Origin of the sequence: Variovorax sp. LjRoot290 (assembly GCF_964253985.1) — a bacterium.
GTDB lineage: Bacteria > Pseudomonadota > Gammaproteobacteria > Burkholderiales > Burkholderiaceae_C > Variovorax.
In genome coordinates, this window is record NZ_CAXURW020000002.1 from 1 (window position 1) to 20,827 (window position 20,827).

The window sequence follows — 20,827 nt, forward strand, 5'->3', positions numbered from 1 at the left end:
GCATCCTCAGCTATGAACGCAGCTTTTTCAGGCCTGTACTCAAATGAACGCCTACGGCTTGCAGGCCGCCCGCACGCGGCGTGCAAGCCGCGCGAATGGTGACTAACGCACGCCAGCGGCCTTCAGCAAGAACTGCGTCACCTGCTCGACCAGATAGCGCCGGTCCTCCTCGTCGCTCTGCGGCACGTTCCTGAAGTGCGCCACCTGCGCCGCGTGGTCGGCGTAGAACTGGGTCACGGCGCAGAGGTGGAACAGGAACAGCATCGGGTCGGCCTGGTCCATCAGGCCCCGGTTGATCCAGTCCTGGATCATCAGCGTGGCGCGGTGGATGCACTGCCTGCTTGTGTCCGTCATGGTCTTGAGCACCGGCGCGCCGCGCATCACCTCGGCGGCGAGAATCCGCGAGCGCAGCGGGTGCTCGAAGGAGAACAGCATCTTGCGACGGATGAGTCCGGTCAGCACCTCGCGCGGTCCGAAGTCCTCGCCGCTGAAGATGAAGACGCCGACCATGTCGTTGACGATGTCCTTGAGCACCTGGCGGTAGAGGGCTTCCTTGCTCTCGATGTAGTAGTACAGCTGCGCCTTGGACAGCCCGGCCTTGTCGGCGATCGCCTGGGTCGTCGCGCCGGCCAGGCCCTCGCTCGCGAACTCCTCGATGGCCGCCTGGTAGATGGTGTCCAGCACCTGCGCGTGCTTGCGCGAACGCCCGGGCCGGCTCGGCCCCGGGGCCGTCGCGATCTCTGACGGCGCATCGTGACACTGAGCCACTGGCCTGGTGTTTCTCACGGCGCTGAGGAAGACGACATCCTTGGTTTGGCGCATCGGGGCCTCCGGGTGGTAGCGGCGACAACGGTTTTATCGCCGCGGCGGCGGTCATGAGTTGCGCTGCGTCAAACAGGCTTCGAGCCGTGCGCTGGAACCGGGTCCCGCATGTCCAGCCTCAGTACTTCAGGCGCGCGTACCAGGTGCGCTGCGCCGCCTCGCGCGCCTGGCCCAGCGTGTGGATTCCCTTGTCCGCCAGCAAAGGGATCAGGCGAAGGAACACCTCCGCCGTCAGGATCGCATCGCCCAGGGCGGTGTGGCGGCCCAGCACCGCGATGCCGAAGCGCTCGGCAATGGCTTCCAGCTCGTGCGACGCCTGGTGCGGGCTTGCCACCGCCGACAACAGCAGCGTGTCGAGCACCGGCTGATCGAAACGCACGCCGGTAGATGCTTCCTTCAGCTGCAGGAAGCGCATGTCGAACGCGGCGTTGTGTGCAACCAGGACGGTGTCGTTGGCGAAGGCGTGGAAGATCGGCAGGATCTCGGCGATGCCCGGCTGGCCGGTGACCATCGCCGGCGTGATGCCGTGTATGGGAATGCCGGCGGCCGGGATACTTCGACCGGGGTCAATGAGCTGCTCGAAGCTCTCCTGCCGCAGCAGCTTGCCGTTGACGATGCGCGCCGCGCCGATCTGGATGATCTCGTCGCCCTGCGACGGATCGAGCCCGGTGGTCTCGGTGTCGAACACCGTGTAGGCCAGGTCCACCAGGCGACGCTCATCGAGCTCGCGCGCCTGAATGCCGGGCTGGAACAGGTCGAAGTCGTAGTACTCGGGGCGGCTTTCGCTGCGCAGCACCGCGGCCGCCTCCAGTTGTTCCTGGGGTGGAGCGAGCGGGAGCAGGAAGCGAAAGAAAGTCGTTTGCAGCGCGCGCTCGCGCTGAAACCAGAACTCGCCACCATGGCGCTCGACCACGTCACGAACCGACAGCGGGCTGGCCCGGTCGCCCACCGTCATCGGGCTCGACTCCCAGCTCGTCACCGTTTCGGTGCTGATGGCCGTGCCGGCCCAGACCAGGTCGAGATGGGCGCGTTCGCCCGCGCGGCGCAGTCGCAATTGGACGCGCTTGACCGCGAATTCGTCCACCAGCCGGGTCGCCAGCGAGGCCAGTGCCTGGAGCAAGGCGTAGCTGTCGACCCTGAGCCACAGGCCAGCGTCGACTTCCGGCGCGGAGGCGCGCGCGCCCGAGCGCGCCTCGATCAGGCGCAGGGCGGCCTGTACCAGGTCGGCGCCGAGCATGTCCTCGAGCGGCCAGCGCGTCTTCAGGCCCTGGCTGGCGCTCGCTGCGAGCGACTGGAGGCGCGCCGTCATGGCGCGAACTTCGTCGTGCACGACGCGCAGGAAGCGCTCGCGCGTCGGCGCGTCCAGGTCGGGCAGCTCGAGCATGTCCACTGCCGCCTGCAGGCTGCCCAATGACGAGCGGCTGCCTTCGGTCAGTCCGTGCAGCAGGCGGTCCTGCTCGGCATCCTCCTCGAACTCGCGGGTGATGTTCTGCAGCATCAGAACGAAGCCCGACAGCTGCGCGGCATCTCCGGGCACGGCCGAGGGATCGCGCACCGGCGCCAGCTGCACCCGCAGCAGTTGACCGGCGTGCGAACTGGTGACGAACTGCGCCGAGGGCTGGGGTGCTCCGCGCAACAGCCGCCGTTGGACGCTTTCGAGCGCGTGGGCGATGAGCTCGCGGTCGAACAGGGCGTAGATTGAGCGGCCCAGTCCGATCAACTCCGCCCCGTCGGCCAGTGCCGGCACAGACGACAGCGCGCGAGACTGCAGCCGCGCCCGATTGTTGTAGAGCAGGATGCGGCCGTCCAGGTTGCACACGACCACGCTCTGCGTGAGCTCCGACATCAGCGCAGCCAGGCGGCTGCGCTCCTGCTCGATGCCGCGCGCGGCCTCCTGCACCCGGGCGTCGATGTCGGCGCGCAGGCCGTCGCGCTGGCGCGCGAGCTCATCGACGACGCCGGCCAGCGCCCGGGCACCCGCTCCGCATGCCGCCTCCGCGGGGGGCGCGCTGCGGTGGGGCGCGCCGCCGGCCGCCGTGGCCTGCGCGGCTTCAGCCAGCCGGGCCGGCTCGGTCACCCAGATCGCATGGGCGCGACGCGCCAGCGCACCCAGCGCGATCGCCAACACCGCCCAGCCCAGCACCAGCAGGGGCACGCGCGGCGCGATCATCTCGCCCAGCACGGCGCGCTCGTCTGGCGCAAGCGTGGCAGCGAAGATGGCGCCGAGCCCCAAGCCGAGGAGCGCCAGGAGAGCTCCCGGCGCGAGCGCCACGGCGAGTTGGTGGGCATCGATCTTCATGCGGAGCTGCTGAGCAACTGCCGCACGCGCGCGGCAAGCTCCCGGGTGGAGAAGGGCTTGGTCATGTAGGCATCGGCTCCCAGGGCCATGCCCTTCGCGACGTCGGTCTCCCGGCCCTTGGCGGTGAGCAGGAGGATCTTCGTGGCGGCGATCTCCTCGTCGGCACGCACGGCCTGCAGGACCTCGAGGCCGGACTTGAAAGGCATCATGACGTCCAGCAGCACCAGGTCAGGCTGTAGGCTGCGGATCAGTTCGAGCGCCTGCTGGCCGTCGCGCGCGATGCTCACCGCGTGCCCTTCGCGCTTCATGAGGAACTCGAGCGAAATCACGATGTTGGGCTCATCGTCTGCAATCAGCACCTTGTAGGCCATGGTCATGTCTCCAGTTCTTGCGTCTCGGGGTGCAGCGGCAGTTCGAAGCCGAAGCATGCGCCGTGACCCGGCCTGGAGTCGAGCCACATCCGGCCGCCGAAGTGTTCGACGATGCGACGGCTGATGGGCAGGCCCAGGCCGGTACCCTGCGGACGATGCGCGGCATCGCCACCCTGGCGAAACTTTTCGAACACCAGCTCCTTCTGCTCCGGCGGCACACCGGGGCCGTTGTCCTGCACAGTGATGGTGACGCGATCGACATCGCAGTGCAGGCTGACCTCGACCCGGCCCTGCCCCTGCGGCACGAACTTGGCCGCGTTCGACAGCAGATTGATCAGCACCTGCGTGAGGCGGTCGGGGTCGAGCTGCAGCGGCGGCACCGCATCGGGGAGCCTCAGCGCCACGACCGCGCCACGCTCACGGAACAGCTCCTGCGTAGTCTGGACGGCCTGCTGAACCAGCGCGCGCAGGTCGACCTCGGTGCTGCGCCATTCGGCGACGCCCGATTCGATCTTCGCCATGTCCAGCACCTGGTTGACCAGGCGCGTCAGGCGCTCGGTCTCGGTCACCACCAGGCCGAGAAAATGCTGGCGCTGTCCGGTGTCCATCGCCGGGTCGTCAAGCATCAGTTCGGCCAGCGCACGGATCGAGGTCAGCGGCGTGCGCAGCTCGTGCGTCACCGAGGACATGAAGTCGTCCTTCAGCCGATCGAGACTCTTGAGCTGTTCGTTGGCCTTGCTGAGATCTGCGGTGGCGCGCTCCAGGGAGAGCGATTTCTCCTCCAGCGCCTGCGAATGGGCGCGCAGCGCCGCCGTCTCGCGCGAGGCTTCGTCCAGGATGCGCATGACGTCATCCAGCTCCAGCGCTTCTTCTTCGACGACCGAGGCCACCACCAGCCGGGCCGAGGCGCTGCCGATGGCGCCCGCGAGCTGCGTTTCGATGAACTGCACCAGCCGCGCGTCGGCGGCGAGCTGCTCCGGCCCGGCCAGGCCGTTGCGTCGTGCGTAGTCGTTCAGCAGCCGGTCGGCAGCCGCGGCGCCCAGGAATCGCGTGGCCAGTTGGCGCAGATCGGCCAGCCTGGCGCGGCCGCGCCAGAACACCGGCCCAGCCTCGGCGGCCCCGCGTTCCGTACGCTGGAAGACGTCGACGAACATCAAGGCCTGGCTCGCTTCGCGTGCGGAAGGGCGGCTCAGCAGCGACACGCCGAAGTACAAGGCGGTGTTGACCAGCAGGCTCCAGAACAGCGCATGGGTCAGGTTGTCCAGGCCCGCGAGGCCCAGCAGCTGCTCGGGCCGCAGCCAGGCGACGCCGAACGGCCCCTGGTCGATGTATCCGGCGGGGATCCAACCCGACTTGGCGATCGACGGCAGCATCAGCGTCCAGGCCCACAGCACGAAGCCGGCGCCCAGGCCGGCGAGCGCGCCGTGCCGCGTGCCACCCTTCCAGTACATGCCCGCCAGCATCGGCGGCGCGAATTGGGCGACGGCGGCGAAACTGATGAGCCCGATGCTGACCAGCGCATAGTCCTCGCCGGCGACGCGGTAGTAGAGATAGCCCAGCAGCAGGATCGCCACGATCACCGTCCGGCGGATGCCCAGCAGCACGCCGCTCAGGTCGTGCGCTGTGCGCAGGCCGGCGCGCAGCAGCAGCGGCATCACGAGGTCGTTGCAGACCATGGTCGAGACCGCGATGGCCTCGACGATGACCATGCCCGTGGCGGCCGAGAGGCCGCCGATGAATGCCGCCAGCGCCAGCCCCGGCTGGCCGTCGGCCAGCGGCAGCGAAAGCACAAAGGCCTCGGGATTCTGCCGGCCGACACCGAAGTACAGCAGGCCGCCCAGTGCGATCGGCAGCACGAAGAGATTGATCAGCAGCAGGTACAGCGGAAACGCCCAGGTGGCGCGCCGCAGATGGCGCTCATCGACGTTTTCGACCACCATCATCTGGAACTGCCGTGGCAGGAAGATCACCGAGAGCATGGCAAGCAGCGTCAGCGCGAACCACTGGCCGCCCGCAAAGCCAGTGGCCGCTGTGGCGCCGCCGGTGTTCCCAAGGCTCAGCAGGCGGCCCAGTTCGGGCCGCGCCGCGGCGCGGCCGAACAGGTCGGCCGGTCCGTCGAACAGGTGCCAGGTGACGAAAACGCCGACGGCCAGGAAGGCCAGCAGCTTCACCACCGACTCGACGGCGATCGCCGCCACCATGCCCTCGTGCCGCTCGGTGGTATCGAGGTGGCGCGTGCCGAAGGCGATCGTGAAGCCGGCCAGCGCCAGCGCGATGTACAGCGTGCTGTCGCGCCACCAGGCCAAGGGCTGCTGCAGCGCAGCGCCGGGCGCGGCGGTGAGCAGCGCATAGCCGCTGGCGATGGCCTTGAGCTGCAGCGCCACGTAGGGCAGGATGCCCACCACCGCGATCAGTGTGACCAGCATGGCCAGCAGCGTGCTCTTGCCGTGGCGGCTGGCGATGAAATCGGCGATGGAGGTGATGCGGTAGCTGCGCGCGATGCGGATCATCTTGCGCAGCACCATCCAGGCCATCAGCATCGCGAGCGTCGGGCCGAGGTAGATCGGCAGGAACCACAGGCCCGACGACGCGGCCCGGCCCACGCTGCCGAAGTAGGTCCAGGCCGTGCAGTACACGCCCAGCGACAGCGTGTAGACCCACGCGTTGCCGATCAGCGAACGGCCTTCGCGTGCGCGCTTGTCGCCCACGTGCGCCACCAGGAACAGCAACGCCAGGTAGGCGAAGGAGGCGATGATGACCGTGGAAGCGGGCAGCATGTCAGTGCTCCCCCGGTGCCTCGGCCACCCACGCCGCCAGCGCGATGAGGATGCCCCAGCCGCCGAAGAGCGCGAGCGGCATCAGCGGCAGCCCCCAGAGCATGACCGGGCGGTCCCACAGCGTGAGCAGCGGCACGTTCAGCAGCAGCCAACCCAGTGCGAAGAGGCCGAGCAGGCGTTGCGATCTCAAGCCTTGGAACATGGTGGCCCGCCTGGACTACAAGGCGCTGAGGTGGAAGCGTTGCCGCAGCACGCCGCGAAAGCGGCGCACGATGCCCAGCGCATCACGCAGCGCATCACGTTCCAGCGCACCCAGCTCGGACAGCCGAACATCATTGCCTGGCACTTGTCCGGCCTGCTTCTGACGCAGCTGATGCGTCAGCCTGAGCGCCATCAAGTAGTGCAGCGCGTCCAGCACGTCGCGCGCCAGGCCGGATTCGATCTGCTGTTGCTCTACAAGCAAGCGCAGCCGCGCGGCCGTGCCGTTGACGCGCAGGCGCCGCTGCAGCGCCAGCGCCCGCACGCCGTGAACGATCGGGAAGGTGCCGAGCTTTTTCAGATCCATTGTCTCGTCGTCGTGACGTGCGGTGAGCCTGCGCCACCATCCCGTCGGGTGGTCGAACAGGTCGATTGCGCTGGCAAAGCGCGCGAGGAAGACGTCTGCGCTGTCGAGGACGCGCTCCAGATGCCGGCGTGCCTCCTGCAGAAGCCCCGCGTCGCCGGCCACTGACTTGCTGTCCATGAAGATGGCGAGTCGCATTGGGCCCTCGGGGTCGGATCCGTATACCCAGTCGTGCAGCGACTCCTTGAAGCCGGCCAGCGGCTGCCGCCAGAGCGGGTTGGTCAGCATGATCTGCCCGGGGCAGGGGGGATAGCCCAGCTCGGCCAGCGCGGCATTGAACTGCGTGGCGATGGCCTCGAGATCGGGACACGCGAAGCCGTCGCGCAGCAGCAGCGCGTTGTCCTGGTCGGTCTTGATGATCTGCTCGTCGCGGCCCTCGCTGCCCATGACCACCAGGCAGCTGTTGGCCACCAGATCGGGTGGCGCCAGCAAGGACCACAAGCGCGCGAAGAGGCGCGCGTTGAGCTCCCCCACGAGCCGCGCGATGCGCTCGATCTTGATGCCGCCCTCGTGCAGCAGCGAGACCATGGTGTCGATGCGCGCGGCTGCGGCCGCCAGTTCGGCCACATTGGCGGCTTCGTCGATCTGCAGCGCAGCGATCTGCGAATGGTTGGCGACGAAGCTCACCAGATCGAGCTGGTCCAGCAGCCCGAGCACGGTGTCGCCGTCGCGCACCAGCAGGCGGTGCACCCGGTGGCGCGCCATCAGCCACAGCGCCTCGAAGAGGTCCGCGTCGGGGTGGATCTCGACCAGGCCGAAGCGGGCCACCTCGCGGACCGCCAGCTCGGCCGGGGCCTCGGGACGCAGCAGCGCATCGCGCAGGTCGGCGGTGGTGAAGATGCCCAGGCGATGGCCGTCCCGCACCAGCGCGTCGCGCAGCCCCTGCTGCGACAGCACCCGGCACACCGACACCAGGTCGAGCCCGCCATCGACGTAGCAGGCCTTGCGCACATGGGCGTCGCGCACGCGCGCAGTGAGGAGCGAGAGCATCTCGCGCTGGGTTTCGACTGCGCGCAGTTCCGTCATGGTGCGGGGCACAAAAAATGAACGGGCCGGTAGACAGTGTGCCTGCCTACCGGCCCGTCCACTACCCGCTCAATGCCCGCTGGCGCCGGACGCCCCTATGCCGGTTTCCGAGCGCACCTGCTGGGCCAGGAAGCCGCGCTTGTCAACGTCGCCGCGCGCGCTGGAATCCAGCAGCGAGAAGATCCAGATGCCGAGGAAGCCGATCGTCATCGAGAACAGGCACGGCGAGGCGTACGGGAAGAACGCGGAGCCCTTCGGATAGCCCAGCGTCGCCTCCCACACGGAGGGCGAGACGATCGTCAGCGCAACCGACGAGACCAGCCCGAGGAAGCCGCCGATCACCGCGCCGCGCGTGGTGCAGCCCTTCCACAGCACCGACATGAACAGCACCGGGAAATTGGCCGACGCGGCGATGGCGAACGCCAGCGACACCATGAAGGCGATGTTCTGCTTCTCGAACACGATGCCGAGCAGCACCGCCAGCACGCCGAGCGCGACGGTGGTGATGCGCGAGACGCGCAATTCCGAGGCGCTGTCGGCCTTGCCGCTCTTGACTACCGTCGCATACAGGTCGTGCGACACCGCCGAGGCGCCCGACAGCGTCAGGCCGGCAACGACCGCGAGGATGGTCGCGAAGGCCACCGCCGAGATGAAGCCGAGGAACACGTTGCCGCCCACCGCATTGGCGAGATGAATCGCCGCCATGTTGCCGCCGCCGATCAGCACGCCCTGGGCGTCGACGAACTGGGGGTTGGTGAGCACGAAGGTGATGGCACCGAAGCCGATGATGAAGGTCAGCAGGTAGAAGTAGCCGATCCAGCCGGTGGCCCACATGACCGACTTGCGCGCTTCCTTGGCGCTGGGCACGGTGAAGAAGCGCATCAGGATGTGCGGCAGACCGGCGGTGCCGAACATCAGCGCCATGCCGAAGGAGATGGCCGAGATCGGGTCCTTGACGAAGTTTCCGGGACCCATGATCGACTGGCCGATGGCCGCGGCCGCCTCCGCAGTCTTGCCGTCCTTGAGCGCCAGGTCGGTCTTGACCTTCACGGCGCCGGCGAACATCGCTTCGGGGCTGAAGCCGAAGTGCCACAGCACCGACAGCGCCATGAAGCTGGCGCCGCCCAGCAGCAGGCAGGCCTTGATGATCTGGACCCAGGTCGTGGCGGTCATGCCGCCGAAGAGCACGTAGACCATCATCAGCGAGCCGACGATGGCAACGGCGATCCAGTATTCGAGGCCGAACAGCAGTTTGATCAGTTGGCCCGCACCGACCATCTGGGCGATCAGGTAGAAGGCCACGACGACCAGCGTGCCCGAGGCGGCGAAGATGCGCACCGGTGCCTGCTTGAAGCGGAACGCCGCCACGTCGGCAAAGGTGAACTTGCCCAGGTTGCGCAGCCGCTCGGCCATCAGGAAGGTGATCACTGGCCAGCCGACGAGAAAGCCAATCGAGTAGATCAGGCCGTCGTAGCCGGCCGCCATCACGGCCGCCGAGATGCCGAGGAACGATGCCGCCGACATGTAGTCGCCGGCGATCGCCAGGCCGTTCTGGAAGCCGGTGATGCCACCGCCGGCGGTGTAGAAGTCCGCCGCCGACTTGGTCTTGGACGCGGCCCACTTGGTGATGAACAGCGTGCCGAGGACGAACAGCCCGAACATGCCGATGGCCGTCCAGTTCGTCGCCTGCTTTTGCGCCTGGCCGAGATCGGCGCCGGCCGCATAGACGGTCGCGGACGCGGCAACCAGGGCGGCGAGCGCCAGTGCCCGGCGTGCGACCAGGGAGAAGGCCTTCATTTGAGCACCGCCTTCGCGACGGCGTCCGACAGGGTGTCGAACTCGGCATTGGCGCGCCTGACGTAATAGGCGGTGATCGCAATGGTGAACACGATGACGCCGAAGCCGATCGGGATGCCCAAGGTCATGACGCCTTCGCCCAGGCGCTGGGCGAGGAAAGGCTTGTTGAAAGCCACGAGCAGCACGAAGCCGTAATACGCGATCAGCATCAGTGCCGTCAGTGTCCAGCCGAAGCGCGTGCGCTTGGCCCTCAACTCCTGATATTGGGGATGGCCGGCGATGCGTGCAACTAGGTCGTCTTCCATGGAGGTCTCCTCGAAGGGTGGATTGGCTTCGGCGATTGGACGCGGTGCGACGGCGCACGCAGTTGCGCTAGCGCAAGGTTTGCAACCGCCATGTCGTCGACGATGCGGAACCCGCCCGAACCCAACAGGAGCTACGCATGAGCACGCAGGACAACGCCCCGCATTCCAAGCATTATCCGCCGCCAGAGGCCCTGGCGCGCTCGGCCCACGTCGCGGGCCGCGCGGCCTATGACGCGCTCGCGGCCGAGGCGCAATCCGACTATGAAGGCTACTGGGCGCGCCTGGCGCGCGAGTTTGTGGAGTGGAAGACGCCCTTCACGACGGTGCTCGACAGCGCGAAGGCGCCGCATTACGAATGGTTCGGTGACGGCACCTTGAACGTCTCGTACAACTGCCTGGACCGGCAGGTCGCCGCCGGCCTCGGCGAGAAGACCGCGATCATCTTTGAAGCCGACGACGGCAAGGTCACGCGCACGAGCTACGCCGAAATGCTGGCGCGGACCTGCCGCATGGCCAATGCGCTGAAGAGCCTGGGCGTGAAGAAGGGTGACCGCGTGGTCATTTACATGCCGATGTCGGTCGAAGCCGTGGTGGCCATGCAGGCCTGCGCGCGCCTGGGGGCGGTGCATTCCGTGGTCTTCGGCGGCTTCTCGGCGCATTCACTGCGCGACCGCATTGCCGATACCGGCGCGGTGGTCCTCGTCACTGCCGATGAGCAGATGCGCGGCGGCAAGGCACTGCCGTTGAAGGCGCTGGCCGATGAAGCCCTGGCGCTCGGCGGCTGCGAAACGGTGCGCGAGGTGATCGTCTACCGCCGCACCGGCGGCGCGATCGCCTGGCAGGCGCGCGACCTGTGGATGCACGAGATCATGGATGCGCAGTCCGACACCTGCGAACCCGAATGGGTGGGTGCCGAGCATCCGCTGTTCCTGCTCTACACCTCGGGCTCCACCGGCAAGCCCAAGGGCGTGCAGCACAGCAGCGGCGGCTACCTGGTGCAGGCCGCGGCGACGATGAAGTGGACCTTCGACATGCACGACGACGATGTGTTCTGGTGCACGGCCGACATCGGCTGGGTCACCGGCCACACCTACATCACTTATGGGCCGCTGGCCATCGGCGCGACCGAGGTGGTGTTCGAAGGCGTGCCGACTTATCCCGATGCCGCCCGCTTCTGGAAGATGATCGAAAGGCACAAGGTGACGGTGTTCTATACCGCGCCGACCGCCATCCGTTCGCTGATCAAGGCGGCGGAGGCAAACGCCGCCGTGCACCCGGACAGGCACGACCTGACGAGCCTGCGCATCCTCGGCTCGGTCGGCGAGCCGATCAACCCGGCGGCCTGGGAGTGGTATCACAAGCACGTGGGGGGCGGCCGCTGTCCGATCGTCGACACCTGGTGGCAGACCGAAACCGGCGGCCAGATGATCACCCCGCTGCCGGGCGCCACGGCGCTGGTGCCGGGCTCCTGCACGCTGCCGTTCCCCGGCATCATGGCCGCGATCGTCGACGAGACCGGCGGCGACCTGCCCAACGGGCAGAGCGGCCTCCTGGTCATCCAGAAGCCCTGGCCCGGCATGATCCGCACGATCTGGGGCGACGATGCCCGCTACCAATCGAGCTACTACCCGCCCGAACTGCGCGGCTACTATCTCGCGGGCGACGGCGCGGCGCGCGATCCGAAAACGGGCTACTTCACGATCGGAGGTCGCATCGACGACGTGCTGAACGTCAGCGGCCATCGCATGGGCACGATGGAAATCGAGTCGGCGCTGGTGTCGTGCACCGATCTCGTTGCCGAGGCGGCGGTGGTTGGCCGGCCGGACGACACGAGCGGCGAGGCCATCTGCGCTTTCATCGTGCTCAAGCGCCCGAGGCCGACGGGCGAAGAGGCGAGGAAGCTGGCGATCGAATTGCGCAACTGGGTCGGCAAGGAGATCGGGCCGATCGCCAAGCCCAAGGACATTCGCTTCGCCGACAACCTGCCGAAGACGCGCAGCGGCAAGATCATGCGCCGCCTGCTGCGTTCGGTGGCGAAGGGCGAGGCCATCACCCAGGACATCTCCACGCTGGAGAACCCGGCCATCCTGGACCAATTGTCGGAGGCGCATTGAGCGGCATGCCGTGACGGGAATGGGAAGCCCCGCATCGGCGCTGCTGGCAGCATGCGTGCTGGCCGGCGCGCTGGCGTGCGCGCCCACGGCAAGCGCTCAATCGCGCGGCGAGCTGCTCTACGCGACCCACTGCATTGCCTGCCACACCACGCAGGTGCACTGGCGCGACAGGAAGCTGGCCACCGACTGGAATAGCCTCAAGCTGCAGGTGCGGCGCTGGCAGGCGGTGGCGGCGCTCGATTGGAGCAAACAGGATGTGCTTGAGGTCACGCGGCACCTGAACGACAGCTTCTATGGATTCAAGCCGCCATCCAATACGGTGGGCGTGCTGGTGCCGGCGGCACACAGGAGCCGCAACAGGCCGGCCTCGAACTGAGCCGGCCGCGTCAGGCGTTGCACATGGCGAAGCGCATCCTCATCATTCAGGGCCATCCCGATGGCTCCACCCCCCATCTATGCCATGCCCTGAGCGAGGCGTATGCGCAAGGGGCTCGCAGCGCGGGGCATGTGGTCGAGACGATCGATGTCGGCCAGCTCGACTTTCCGCTGTTGCGCAGCAAGAGCGACTGGGACAAGGGCACGCTGCCGCAGAGCCTGATGGCCTCCCAGCTGGCCATCAAGAGTGCCGAGCATCTGGTCTTCTTCTTCCCGCTCTGGCTCGGAGGCATGCCGGCGTTGCTGAAGGGATTCTTGGAGCAGGTCATGCGGCCGGCTGTCGGCTTGTTCGCCGACGGGGGGACCAGGCCCGGCAGGCCGCTGAGCGGCCGCAGCGCGCGAATCGTGATCACGATGGGGATGCCAGCCAGCCTTTATCGCTGGTACTTCCGTGCCCACAGCCTCAAGGCGCTGAAGCGCAGCATCCTCGGCTTCGTCGGGGTCGCGCCGGTGCGCGACACTCTGATCGGTGCAGTCGACGCGATGGACGGGAGCCGCTGCGCGCAATGGATCGAGCGGCTGCACGATCTGGGGCGCCGGGCCGCCTGAGGTCTCTCAACGCAACGGCTGGCTGCGCTGGCGCTGCGCGGGGAGCTGGACCGGCACGTAGGCCAGCCTTCTGTCGCGCATCACCAGCAGCGCGATCGTCTGGCCGGGCGGCATCTGCGCCAGCGTGCGGGCGAAATCGTCGACGCGCTCGAGCCGGGTGTCGTTGATGGCGACGATGAGGTCGCCTGAGCGGATGCCTTCGCTGCGTGCAGCGCCGGTAGCTTCGCGGACCAGCAGGCCGCCGTCAATGCGCAGCTGGAGGCGCAGCGCTGCCGGGACTTCGCTCAGGCTCAGCCCCAGGCCGCCGCTGCGTTCACGCTCAACTTCGTTGCGCGCGAAAGTCCTGATCGGGGGCTGGTGGCCGAGGATGGCCCAGAGCGTGCGCTTTGTCCCATGGCGCCACACATCCAGCCTGGTTTGGGCGCCGGCCGGGCGGTTCGATACTTGCTGCAGCAACTCAGAAAAGTGCAAGATCCGGACACCGTCGAACGCCCTGACGATGTCGCCTCGGAGCAGGCCGGCCGCCTGGGCGGGGCTGTCTGCATCCACCCGCACTACCAGGGCGCCGGCCACGTCGGGCAGCGCGAAAGACTGCGCCAGCGCGGGCGTCATCTCCTGGAACTCGGCGCCGAGTTGCGCGCGCTGAACCACGCCGACCGTGCGCAGCTGGGTGACGATCCTCATCGCCAGGTTGATCGGTACGGCAAAGGACAGGCCCATGTAGCCGCCGCTGCCGCTGTAGATCATCGAGTTGATGGCGACGACCTCACCGCGGCCGTTGAACAAGGGACTGCCTGAACTGCCGGGATTGATGGCGACGTCGGTCTGGATGAAGGGAATCTCGCCGCCGCCGCCAATGAAGCGGTTCGTGGCGCTGACCACGCCCGTCGTCACGCTGCTATGGAATCCGAACGGCGCACCGATGGCGGCCACCCAGTCGCCCGGCGCCAGGTGCGAGGAGTCGCCGATGACGGCGACGGGCAGGCCGGCTGCGTCGATCTTCAGCAGCCCGACGTCGGTGCGTCTGTCGACACCGACCACGCGGGCCGAGAAGCGGCGGCCGTCGTCGAGGCGGACCTGCGCCTCGTCGACGTTGGCGATCACGTGCGCGCTGGTGAGGATCAGCCCGTCGCTCGTGAGAATCACGCCCGAGGCGAGGTCGCGGACCTCGCTGAGCCGCACGCTCGCTGGCAGCGGCCAGGCCAGCCGGTCGGCGAAATCGTTCTCGGGAGCGAATTCCAGCTCGATATCTTCGCGACCTTCGTCGCGCCCGATGCGCAGGGTACTGATGTCCACCACGGTGGCGCTGCGGCTCGCCGCGAGCGACGAGAAGACAGGCACGGCCGGTGCGGCGACTTCGCCCCCGGCGCTTGCCGCAGGCGTTGGCCCAAGGCTCGCGGCACACGCGCCGAGAAGACACGCGAGTCCGATGGCGGGAAGAAGGGCGGTGATCCGAAGCACGGGGCCGCCGGCTCAGGCGTCGGCCGGCTCGTTGCGCACCAGCAGGACCGGCACGGGGCTGCCGCGTACCACCAGGTCGGCGTCGCTGCCCAGCGCCAGGCGGCTGAAGCCGCGGCGGCCGTGCGTGCCCATGACGATCAGGTCGCAACCGGATTTCCCGGCCTCGTCCACCACGACATCTGCGACGCGGCCCTGCATGACTTCGCGCAAGACGGTCTCGGTCTCCACGCCTGCCTCGGTGGCAGTCTTCCGGCTCTTGGCCAGCAGCGCCTCGCCATATGCACGAACTTCGCGCATCGTCGTCTCGAAGCTGGAGGCTGCCGCCATGTCCATCAGCATCGGAAGGTTGTCGATGACATGCAGCAGACGCAGTTTCCCCTTCTGCTCGGCGGCGAGCCGCATCGCTTCGCGCAAGCCACGCTCTGCAGTTGCACTGCCGTCCAGGGGGACCAGAATGTGTTGGTACATGGGTGTTCCTTGCCGGCCGCATCAGGAGGGTGCTCGCCACCGGCCATGCGGGCGGGCAAACCATTCTTGGCCTGTAGCTCGCGTGGACCTTTGCGCCAGATCAATTTTCTAGGCGCACAGGCGTGCGCCTGCGCGACGCAGGCGCTGCTCCGCATCGTCGGCGATCGCCTGGATCTCCTTGGCGCTCGTCAGCCCGACCATGGTCTGCGGATTCAGGAAACCGACGATCACGCGTTCAGGCCCCTCTTCGCGCACCACCACATTGCACGGCAGCAGCAGACCGATGTCGGGTTCGGCTTGCAAGGCCCGGTGCGCGAGCCGCGGGTGGCAGGCGCCAAGGATGCGATACGGACGCGTGTTGATGTCGAGCTTGTCCTTCATCGTGCGCTGCATGTCGATGTCGCTGAGAACGCCGAAGCCTTCACCCCTGAGCGCATCAATGACCTTGGCCACGACCTCGTCGAAGGGAGTGTGGCTCAGCGTGATGGTGAAGCCGTACATGGAATATCTCGAGGAGTTGCAGATGCTTGGCTAGGTTGGACCGCGCGCATCGGAGCGCCTGAGGTGACATGTTGATCGTCCGCATGACCGGCTGTGCGTCCTCTGCGTTGCACACTGGCGTGCCATACCGCCGTGCCGAACCTCTGCAGGTGATCCGCGCAGCTGCCGTCGTTGACCTCTTGCATGGTGAGCGCGGTGCTCAGGATGGGAGCGCGACCGATGATGCGGCCGATCTCGGCAACGGCGTTGGGCGCACCGCTGCCGCCCATGACCGACACCACGGCCACATCGGGCAGGTGATCGCGCCGCCTCGTGACGAAGCTGCGCATGGGTCCGGCAAGTTGCTGTCCCCAGATGGGGGACACCAGCACCACCGTGTCGAAATGCCTGGGCGGCGGGCCGCCATACCGAATCTCCGGACAGCGTCGGAACAGGGAATCGAGTAGACAGCGCAAGTTCCCGAAGGCGCCGCTGCGCGGCCGGACCTCCGCGATCTCGGCCACCTCCCAGCCTTGCTGATCGCGCAGAAGTTGCGCCACCCGGCGGGAAGTGCCCGTATAGGAATAGCTGACGACGAGAACTTTGGTCATGCTGTCTCCGCTGCTTGATGCGTAGTTAGTATCGATCTCGAGTGCTGGAAGCGCTTTGCGCTCGATCAAGGGACAAGCGCGATGCAACCGCCGGCCATTGCCTCTTTCTCTGCTCAAGTGCCGGATCGAAGTCTCCTGCCGCCGTGCCACCAAGCTAGATGGGCGCCGCGCGAAGGCTCCCCCTGCGGCAGCATCTGTGCCGGCCGCTGCACCTGCGCGGCCTCTAGGCTCTGCTCGTCGCTCAACGCCTTTCGACCGCGTGGCGTCACCTCTAGGGCGATGGCGGGTTCCTGACGCGCGCAGTTGTCGCAATCGACGTGGACGGCTGGAATGAATGCCTTGACGTATCCCATGGCGTCAAGCACCCGCAACCGGTCAATGAGGGCCTTGTCGGCAATGGTGAGGGGGAGCTTCGCGTCAGCGAGCATTCCCAAGAGATTCGTGCACATCGCCGGGTCTCCTTCAGTCTTGAAGCCAAGGAGCGAACAACGGAAGTGCTCGGTTGCCATGTCGGCTGCGCGACCTGGGCGCCTTTCCTGTTTCGCCCCGAACGCTTGACATATTCCATCGTTGTGGCGTGCAGGTTGTTGCGCTGGATCAAGCTTCCAGTGTTCGAGCCGTCGACTCGGGCGTGCTGCGCTTTGATCGCCGTCAAGGTGGGTGCGCGAGAAGTGATCGAGGATGCGAACATCTTCGAAAGGATGACCCATGGACTTCAAGACCATCCTGGTTCACCTGGACCACACGGACAGGTGTTCCGCCCGCGTCGCGTTCGCGGCCGGGCTCGCCAGGGCGCACGGCAGCCACCTGATCGGCCTCGTGCCGACTGGTTTGTATGACGGCGTCATTCCCGCGGATGCGATCCCAACGGGTGTCACCGACTTCATTGCCGAATCGGCGGACCATTTGCGCCGGCGCGCGGAGGCGATCAGCGAAAGTTTCAAGGTCCGGGTGTCCGGGCCGATTCCCGTGTCGCACGAGATTCGACTGAGCGATGGGACGGCGGTCGATGCCATCGTGCAGCATGGTCGCTCGAGCGACCTGATCGTGCTAGGCCAGGAAGATCGCTCGGCGAGCTCGGACGCGCCGGCGCACGGCCTCGTGCCGCGCGTGATGCTGCAGGCCGGTCGTCCTGTGCTGGCCGTGCCCTACGCGGGAAGCGCCGAGCCGAAAGTGAAGAACGTGTTCGTCGCGTGGGATGGATCCCGCGCGTCGGCGGTGGCGATGCGCGCTGCGTTGCCGCTGCTGGCCAAGGCGCGCCAGGTGAAGCTCGTTTTCTGTCGCAGGCTCGGCGAGCCTCATGAGCCGGCGCGACTGCTTGTTGCCGAAACGCTCCAGTGGCTCCAGAGGCACGGCATCAAGGCGACGGCTGAGGAGGACGTGATCGAGATCGACATCGCCGCCGCGCTGCTTTCGCGGGCCTGCGATCTCGGCGCCGACCTGATGGTGATGGGCGGCTATGGCCACTCGCGCCTGCGCGAGATGGTGCTCGGCGGCGTCACGCAGCAGATCCTCGCGCATATGACCTTTCCGGTCTTGATGGCGCATTGAGCGGGCGCGTGCGACAGCGCGGCCGTGAGTTGACGTGCATCAAGGTCGAGGGGCCGCCTGGCGCTGAAACTGATAGCGAACTCTTACCGCCCCACTCGAGGGATAGTCATGTACCAACGCATTCTGGTTCCCATCGATGGCAGCCCGACCTCCCTGCGTGGCCTGGATGAGGCCCTTCGTCTGGCCAAGCTCACGGGCGCGACGCTGAGGCTCGTCCACGTCGTGGACGAGCTGAAGTATGTGACCGGCTTCGAGACCTTCGCCGCCTACAGTTCGGACGTGGTCCCGCTGATGGAAGCAGCGGGCGAGCAGATTCTCCGGCAGGGGAGGGAGCGTGCGCAGCGCGCCGGAATCAAGGCGGAAACAGTGCTCTTTACCTCGCTTGCGGGTCGCGTATCGGAACTCGTCGCCGAGCAGGCGAGGGCCTGGAACGCCGAACTCATCGTGATCGGCACGCACGGCCGCCACGGCGTCGGGCGTGTGCTGCTGGGCAGCGATGCGGAACAGGTACTGCGCATCTCACCGATCCCGGTGCTGCTGGTCAATGCCCACCAGGCAGACGGCGAAGCAAGCCGCGCAGCGGCGCCGCACGAAACGGCCGAGGTGTGAGACGGGATGCGCCAGCCAGTGGCATTGGGGGCGGGCCCCAGGTCTCGCGATTGTCAACGCGCGCCTGCATTCTGCGGAAACCCCGCCTTGCACCCGGAGGTGGATCCGCAGATTGGCCTGCCGGCTGGACGGGCGGCGCGGCGGCAGGGCCATTCCGGCAAGAATCGGCTGTCCGAGGTGACCCGCACAGCCCGATGCGGCGTGTCCGCGATCGGTTTCGCGATTTTGGGGTACTGGTGTTGATCTCGGCTGCGCTGGCGGCTGCGTCGGCGATCGGCACACGGTCGCGGCTTGCGGGAACGTGGCAGCCGCACCGGGACGCGGCTGCTTCGTGATCGATGTCGCCCTTGATGCGCGTCAAGGCTGCCATCCGGTCCTGCGAAGAAACTGGGCGATGAGACTTTCGCGCGTCGACGTTGAGCCAACAGCTTGCCATCGGGGCGACCGCCTCCTTCTTGTTCCTTCAAGCTGTCCAGGAGCCTGAGCATGCCCACAAAGATCGTCGATTTCTCTGCCCGGTCCAAAATCATTCGGGCTGAACCTTTCAATGCCCATTTCTGGGAGTGCACGCCCCTGGAATTCAAGGCCTATCTCGGGAAGCCGCGGGAGTTTCTCAGGAGGATGGGCATCGGGTTGCCGGCAGATTGCCGCATCGAAACCACCATAGAGAACCACGACTGGCTCGGCCAAGAGGCCCCCGATTTCGACGGCGAGAATGACACGGTCATCTGCAACGTGGGAAGCGGCAACGTCGCCCGCCATGCCTACCGTGTCATCAGCTACGCGCATGACAGGTCGGCGATCGGGGAGTTCGAGAAACAGTTGTTGCACAAGGCCGATCAGCAACAGGTCAAGGAGAAGGTCAGACGCGGCAAGAAGCGCAAGGCGAAGTAGTCTCGGCCGATCCCACGTCGGAACGAGTGGAGCCAGGCCATGGAGACACTGTTGGCATGAAGTCGCCGGATTCCCCAGCCGTCGCAGCAGACCGTACGCTGGTGACGGCGCTGCGCGAGCGCCTGCAGTCGGACACCGGCCAAGCGGTCTCGCTGGTGGAAACCCATATCTCCTGGGTGCTGCTGACCGCGCAGATGGCCTACAAGCTGAAGAAGCCCGTCTCCCTGGGTTTCGTCGACTTCAGCACGCTCGTGGCACGCAAGCACTTCTGCGAGGAGGAAGTGCGCCTCAACCGGCGGCTTGCGCCTTCGCTGTACCTCGGCGTGGTGCCGGTGACCGGCACCACGCAGGCTCCGCGCCTGGGTGCCGGCGATCCCATCGACTTCGTCGTCTGCATGCGGCGTTTTCCCGAGGATGCATTGCTGCAACGCCTGCTGCCGGCCGGACGGCTGGAGGATGGCTGTCTTGAACAGTTCGCGCAGCGGCTGGCTGCTTTCCACGCGCAGGCACAGGTTGCCGCGCCGGCGTCCGAGTTCGGTGCTCCGGCCCAGGTGGGTCGCCCGGCAGTCGATGCATTGGCACGTCTGCGCGCTGATGCTGGCGCGAAGCGCACAAGAGATCTGCAGGCTTGGGTTTTCGAGCAAAGGAGGGCACTGCGCACGGCCTGGTTTGCGCGGCAGCGCAGCGGTGCGGTGCGTGAATGCCATGGCGACCTTCATCTGGCCAACGTGGTGCTGATCGATGGCCATCTGACCGCCTTCGACTGCATCGAATTCGATCCTGCTCTGCGCTGGATCGACGTGATGAGCGACGTCGCCTTTCTCACGATGGACCTGAAGGTGCATGGTCGCAAGGATCTCGCATTCCGCTTTCTCGACGCGTACCTGCAGTACAGCGGCGACTACGCCGGCGTGCCGGTGTTGCGCTTCTACGAGATGTACCGGGCCCTGGTGCGCGCACTGGTCTGCCGACTGCGCGCGCGCGCAGGCGCTGATGTTGCGCCGCCCCCCGAGCCGGACTACCTGGCCTGTGCGGGACAGCTTGCGCAGACCCCGGGCGACGCGCCGCGCCTGATGATCACGCACGGGTTGTCCGGCTCGGGGAAGTCGACCATGGCCGCGGCGCTGCTCGCGGCTGCGGGCGCGATCCGCATCCGGTCAGACGTCGAGCGCAAACGCCTCTTCGGACTGGGGGCGCAGCAACGTTCAGCCGATCAGCATGCCGGGATATACACGCAGGACGCGACGCAGCGCACTTTGGCCCGGTTGGCCGAGTGCGCGCGCACGGCGCTGCAGGCCGGCTACCCGGTGATCGTCGACGCGGCCTTCCTGCGCCGCGACGAGCGGCTGGCATTCCGGGCCCTGGCGGCCGAGCTGCGTGTGCCGTTCTCGATTCTTCGTTGCCGCGCGGCCGAAACGCAGTTGCGTCGGCGAGTGGTGGCGCGCGACGCCGAGGGACGCGATGCGTCCGAGGCGACCTTGGCCGTGCTGGAGCGGCAGCTTGCCACCCACGAGCCCCTGGATCCGGACGAGTGCGCCCTCGCGCTTGAAGTCGTCACGGACGAGCCGGTGGATACGGCTGCGCTGAGCGCGCGTTGGCTTGCGCTGTCCCCGTGACTCGAGCTGGCGGCGCACCG

The 20,827-nt window shown here is 67.2% G+C and carries 20 protein-coding genes; 7 read left to right on the forward strand and 13 right to left on the reverse strand.

Annotation, left to right across the window (positions count from 1 at the left end):
• Window positions 1–102: 102 nt before the first annotated feature.
• From ACSQ9A_RS28850 to ACSQ9A_RS28885, 8 genes are all read right to left on the reverse strand, one after another.
• Window positions 103–822 (reverse strand): TetR family transcriptional regulator C-terminal domain-containing protein, encoded by a 720-nt coding sequence (locus ACSQ9A_RS28850; RefSeq protein ID WP_436306386.1) that lies wholly within the window; start codon window positions 820–822, stop codon window positions 103–105.
• Window positions 823–940: 118 nt separating this feature from the next.
• The gene (locus ACSQ9A_RS28855) at window positions 941–3,121 is read right to left on the reverse strand and encodes an exonuclease domain-containing protein (RefSeq protein ID WP_436306387.1); all 2,181 of its coding nucleotides are present in this window, start codon (window positions 3,119–3,121) and stop codon (window positions 941–943) included.
• Window positions 3,118–3,492, reverse strand: a complete 375-nt coding sequence (locus tag ACSQ9A_RS28860; protein ID WP_093110175.1) for a response regulator transcription factor — start codon at window positions 3,490–3,492, stop codon at window positions 3,118–3,120. Before ACSQ9A_RS28860 ends, ACSQ9A_RS28855 begins: the two co-directional genes overlap by 4 nt.
• A gap of 2 nt (window positions 3,493–3,494) precedes the next feature.
• Window positions 3,495–6,269, reverse strand: a complete 2,775-nt coding sequence (locus tag ACSQ9A_RS28865; RefSeq protein WP_436306388.1) for an ATP-binding protein — start codon at window positions 6,267–6,269, stop codon at window positions 3,495–3,497.
• Window position 6,270: 1 nt separating this feature from the next.
• Window positions 6,271–6,471, reverse strand: a complete 201-nt coding sequence (locus ACSQ9A_RS28870; protein ID WP_093110173.1) for a hypothetical protein — start codon at window positions 6,469–6,471, stop codon at window positions 6,271–6,273.
• A gap of 15 nt (window positions 6,472–6,486) precedes the next feature.
• Window positions 6,487–7,917, reverse strand: a complete 1,431-nt coding sequence (locus ACSQ9A_RS28875) for a putative nucleotidyltransferase substrate binding domain-containing protein (protein WP_436306389.1) — start codon at window positions 7,915–7,917, stop codon at window positions 6,487–6,489.
• Between the two features lie 69 nt (window positions 7,918–7,986).
• The gene (locus ACSQ9A_RS28880) at window positions 7,987–9,714 is read right to left on the reverse strand and encodes a cation acetate symporter (protein WP_436294600.1); all 1,728 of its coding nucleotides are present in this window, start codon (window positions 9,712–9,714) and stop codon (window positions 7,987–7,989) included.
• Window positions 9,711–10,019 (reverse strand): DUF485 domain-containing protein, encoded by a 309-nt coding sequence (locus tag ACSQ9A_RS28885; protein ID WP_093110171.1) that lies wholly within the window; start codon window positions 10,017–10,019, stop codon window positions 9,711–9,713. The genes ACSQ9A_RS28880 and ACSQ9A_RS28885 overlap by 4 nt, the downstream gene beginning before the upstream one ends.
• A gap of 137 nt (window positions 10,020–10,156) precedes the next feature.
• Here ACSQ9A_RS28885 and acs point away from each other — a divergent pair, with 137 nt between their 5' ends.
• From acs to ACSQ9A_RS28900, 3 genes are read left to right on the forward strand one after another with little or no spacing between them, the layout of a single operon-like run.
• On the forward strand, window positions 10,157–12,133 hold the full coding sequence (gene acs / locus ACSQ9A_RS28890) for an acetate--CoA ligase (protein WP_436306390.1): 1,977 nt from the start codon (window positions 10,157–10,159) through the stop codon (window positions 12,131–12,133).
• Window positions 12,134–12,152: 19 nt separating this feature from the next.
• Complete coding sequence (locus ACSQ9A_RS28895; protein ID WP_436306391.1) at window positions 12,153–12,509, forward strand: c-type cytochrome; 357 nt, start codon at window positions 12,153–12,155, stop codon at window positions 12,507–12,509.
• A gap of 23 nt (window positions 12,510–12,532) precedes the next feature.
• Window positions 12,533–13,117 (forward strand): NAD(P)H-dependent oxidoreductase, encoded by a 585-nt coding sequence (locus ACSQ9A_RS28900; protein ID WP_436306392.1) that lies wholly within the window; start codon window positions 12,533–12,535, stop codon window positions 13,115–13,117.
• 6 nt (window positions 13,118–13,123) lie between these two features.
• Here the strand turns inward: ACSQ9A_RS28900 and ACSQ9A_RS28905 are convergent, their stop codons facing one another.
• The 5 genes from ACSQ9A_RS28905 to ACSQ9A_RS28925 form a co-directional block, all read right to left on the reverse strand.
• The gene (locus ACSQ9A_RS28905; protein ID WP_436306393.1) at window positions 13,124–14,578 is read right to left on the reverse strand and encodes a trypsin-like peptidase domain-containing protein; all 1,455 of its coding nucleotides are present in this window, start codon (window positions 14,576–14,578) and stop codon (window positions 13,124–13,126) included.
• Window positions 14,579–14,590: 12 nt separating this feature from the next.
• Window positions 14,591–15,046, reverse strand: coding sequence for a universal stress protein (locus tag ACSQ9A_RS28910; protein WP_436306394.1), 456 nt, complete (start codon window positions 15,044–15,046; stop codon window positions 14,591–14,593).
• A gap of 108 nt (window positions 15,047–15,154) precedes the next feature.
• Window positions 15,155–15,547: a DUF302 domain-containing protein gene (locus ACSQ9A_RS28915; RefSeq protein ID WP_436306395.1), complete on the reverse strand. Its 393-nt coding sequence runs from the start codon at window positions 15,545–15,547 to the stop codon at window positions 15,155–15,157.
• Complete coding sequence (locus ACSQ9A_RS28920; protein WP_436306396.1) at window positions 15,523–16,137, reverse strand: flavodoxin family protein; 615 nt, start codon at window positions 16,135–16,137, stop codon at window positions 15,523–15,525. The genes ACSQ9A_RS28915 and ACSQ9A_RS28920 overlap by 25 nt, the downstream gene beginning before the upstream one ends.
• A gap of 113 nt (window positions 16,138–16,250) precedes the next feature.
• Window positions 16,251–16,847, reverse strand: a complete 597-nt coding sequence (locus ACSQ9A_RS28925; RefSeq protein ID WP_436306397.1) for a hypothetical protein — start codon at window positions 16,845–16,847, stop codon at window positions 16,251–16,253.
• Between ACSQ9A_RS28925 and ACSQ9A_RS28930 the strand changes: the two genes are divergently transcribed.
• From ACSQ9A_RS28930 to ACSQ9A_RS28945, 4 genes are all read left to right on the forward strand, one after another.
• A complete protein-coding gene (locus ACSQ9A_RS28930; protein WP_436306398.1) occupies window positions 16,846–17,688 on the forward strand; it encodes a universal stress protein in 843 nt (280 codons plus the stop codon). The genes ACSQ9A_RS28925 and ACSQ9A_RS28930 overlap by 2 nt on opposite strands.
• 108 nt (window positions 17,689–17,796) lie before the next feature.
• Window positions 17,797–18,297 (forward strand): universal stress protein, encoded by a 501-nt coding sequence (locus ACSQ9A_RS28935; protein ID WP_436306399.1) that lies wholly within the window; start codon window positions 17,797–17,799, stop codon window positions 18,295–18,297.
• A gap of 486 nt (window positions 18,298–18,783) precedes the next feature.
• Window positions 18,784–19,191 carry a hypothetical protein gene (locus tag ACSQ9A_RS28940; RefSeq protein WP_436306400.1) on the forward strand — a complete coding sequence of 136 codons (408 nt, stop codon included), beginning with the start codon at window positions 18,784–18,786 and terminating at the stop codon, window positions 19,189–19,191.
• A gap of 56 nt (window positions 19,192–19,247) precedes the next feature.
• On the forward strand, window positions 19,248–20,807 hold the full coding sequence (locus tag ACSQ9A_RS28945) for an AAA family ATPase (protein ID WP_436306401.1): 1,560 nt from the start codon (window positions 19,248–19,250) through the stop codon (window positions 20,805–20,807).
• The last annotated feature ends 20 nt before the right edge of the window (window positions 20,808–20,827 follow it).

Excerpts from the sequence above, each read along its gene's own strand:
- ACSQ9A_RS28850 (WP_436306386.1), bottom strand. The coding sequence starts at position 822 with ATGCGCCAAACCAAGGATGTCGTCTTCCTCAGCGCCGTGAGAAACACC.
- ACSQ9A_RS28855 (WP_436306387.1), bottom strand. The coding sequence starts at position 3,121 with ATGAAGATCGATGCCCACCAACTCGCCGTGGCGCTCGCGCCGGGAGCT.
- ACSQ9A_RS28860 (WP_093110175.1), bottom strand. The coding sequence starts at position 3,492 with ATGGCCTACAAGGTGCTGATTGCAGACGATGAGCCCAACATCGTGATT.
- ACSQ9A_RS28865 (WP_436306388.1), bottom strand. The coding sequence starts at position 6,269 with ATGCTGCCCGCTTCCACGGTCATCATCGCCTCCTTCGCCTACCTGGCG.
- ACSQ9A_RS28870 (WP_093110173.1), bottom strand. The coding sequence starts at position 6,471 with ATGTTCCAAGGCTTGAGATCGCAACGCCTGCTCGGCCTCTTCGCACTG.
- ACSQ9A_RS28875 (WP_436306389.1), bottom strand. The coding sequence starts at position 7,917 with ATGACGGAACTGCGCGCAGTCGAAACCCAGCGCGAGATGCTCTCGCTC.
- ACSQ9A_RS28880 (WP_436294600.1), bottom strand. The coding sequence starts at position 9,714 with ATGAAGGCCTTCTCCCTGGTCGCACGCCGGGCACTGGCGCTCGCCGCC.
- ACSQ9A_RS28885 (WP_093110171.1), bottom strand. The coding sequence starts at position 10,019 with ATGGAAGACGACCTAGTTGCACGCATCGCCGGCCATCCCCAATATCAG.
- acs (WP_436306390.1), top strand. The coding sequence starts at position 10,157 with ATGAGCACGCAGGACAACGCCCCGCATTCCAAGCATTATCCGCCGCCA.
- ACSQ9A_RS28895 (WP_436306391.1), top strand. The coding sequence starts at position 12,153 with ATGGGAAGCCCCGCATCGGCGCTGCTGGCAGCATGCGTGCTGGCCGGC.
- ACSQ9A_RS28900 (WP_436306392.1), top strand. The coding sequence starts at position 12,533 with ATGGCGAAGCGCATCCTCATCATTCAGGGCCATCCCGATGGCTCCACC.
- ACSQ9A_RS28910 (WP_436306394.1), bottom strand. The coding sequence starts at position 15,046 with ATGTACCAACACATTCTGGTCCCCCTGGACGGCAGTGCAACTGCAGAG.
- ACSQ9A_RS28915 (WP_436306395.1), bottom strand. The coding sequence starts at position 15,547 with ATGTACGGCTTCACCATCACGCTGAGCCACACTCCCTTCGACGAGGTC.
- ACSQ9A_RS28920 (WP_436306396.1), bottom strand. The coding sequence starts at position 16,137 with ATGACCAAAGTTCTCGTCGTCAGCTATTCCTATACGGGCACTTCCCGC.
- ACSQ9A_RS28930 (WP_436306398.1), top strand. The coding sequence starts at position 16,846 with ATGGACTTCAAGACCATCCTGGTTCACCTGGACCACACGGACAGGTGT.
- ACSQ9A_RS28925 (WP_436306397.1), bottom strand. The coding sequence starts at position 16,847 with ATGGGTCATCCTTTCGAAGATGTTCGCATCCTCGATCACTTCTCGCGC.
- ACSQ9A_RS28935 (WP_436306399.1), top strand. The coding sequence starts at position 17,797 with ATGTACCAACGCATTCTGGTTCCCATCGATGGCAGCCCGACCTCCCTG.
- ACSQ9A_RS28940 (WP_436306400.1), top strand. The coding sequence starts at position 18,784 with ATGCCCACAAAGATCGTCGATTTCTCTGCCCGGTCCAAAATCATTCGG.
- ACSQ9A_RS28945 (WP_436306401.1), top strand. The coding sequence starts at position 19,248 with ATGAAGTCGCCGGATTCCCCAGCCGTCGCAGCAGACCGTACGCTGGTG.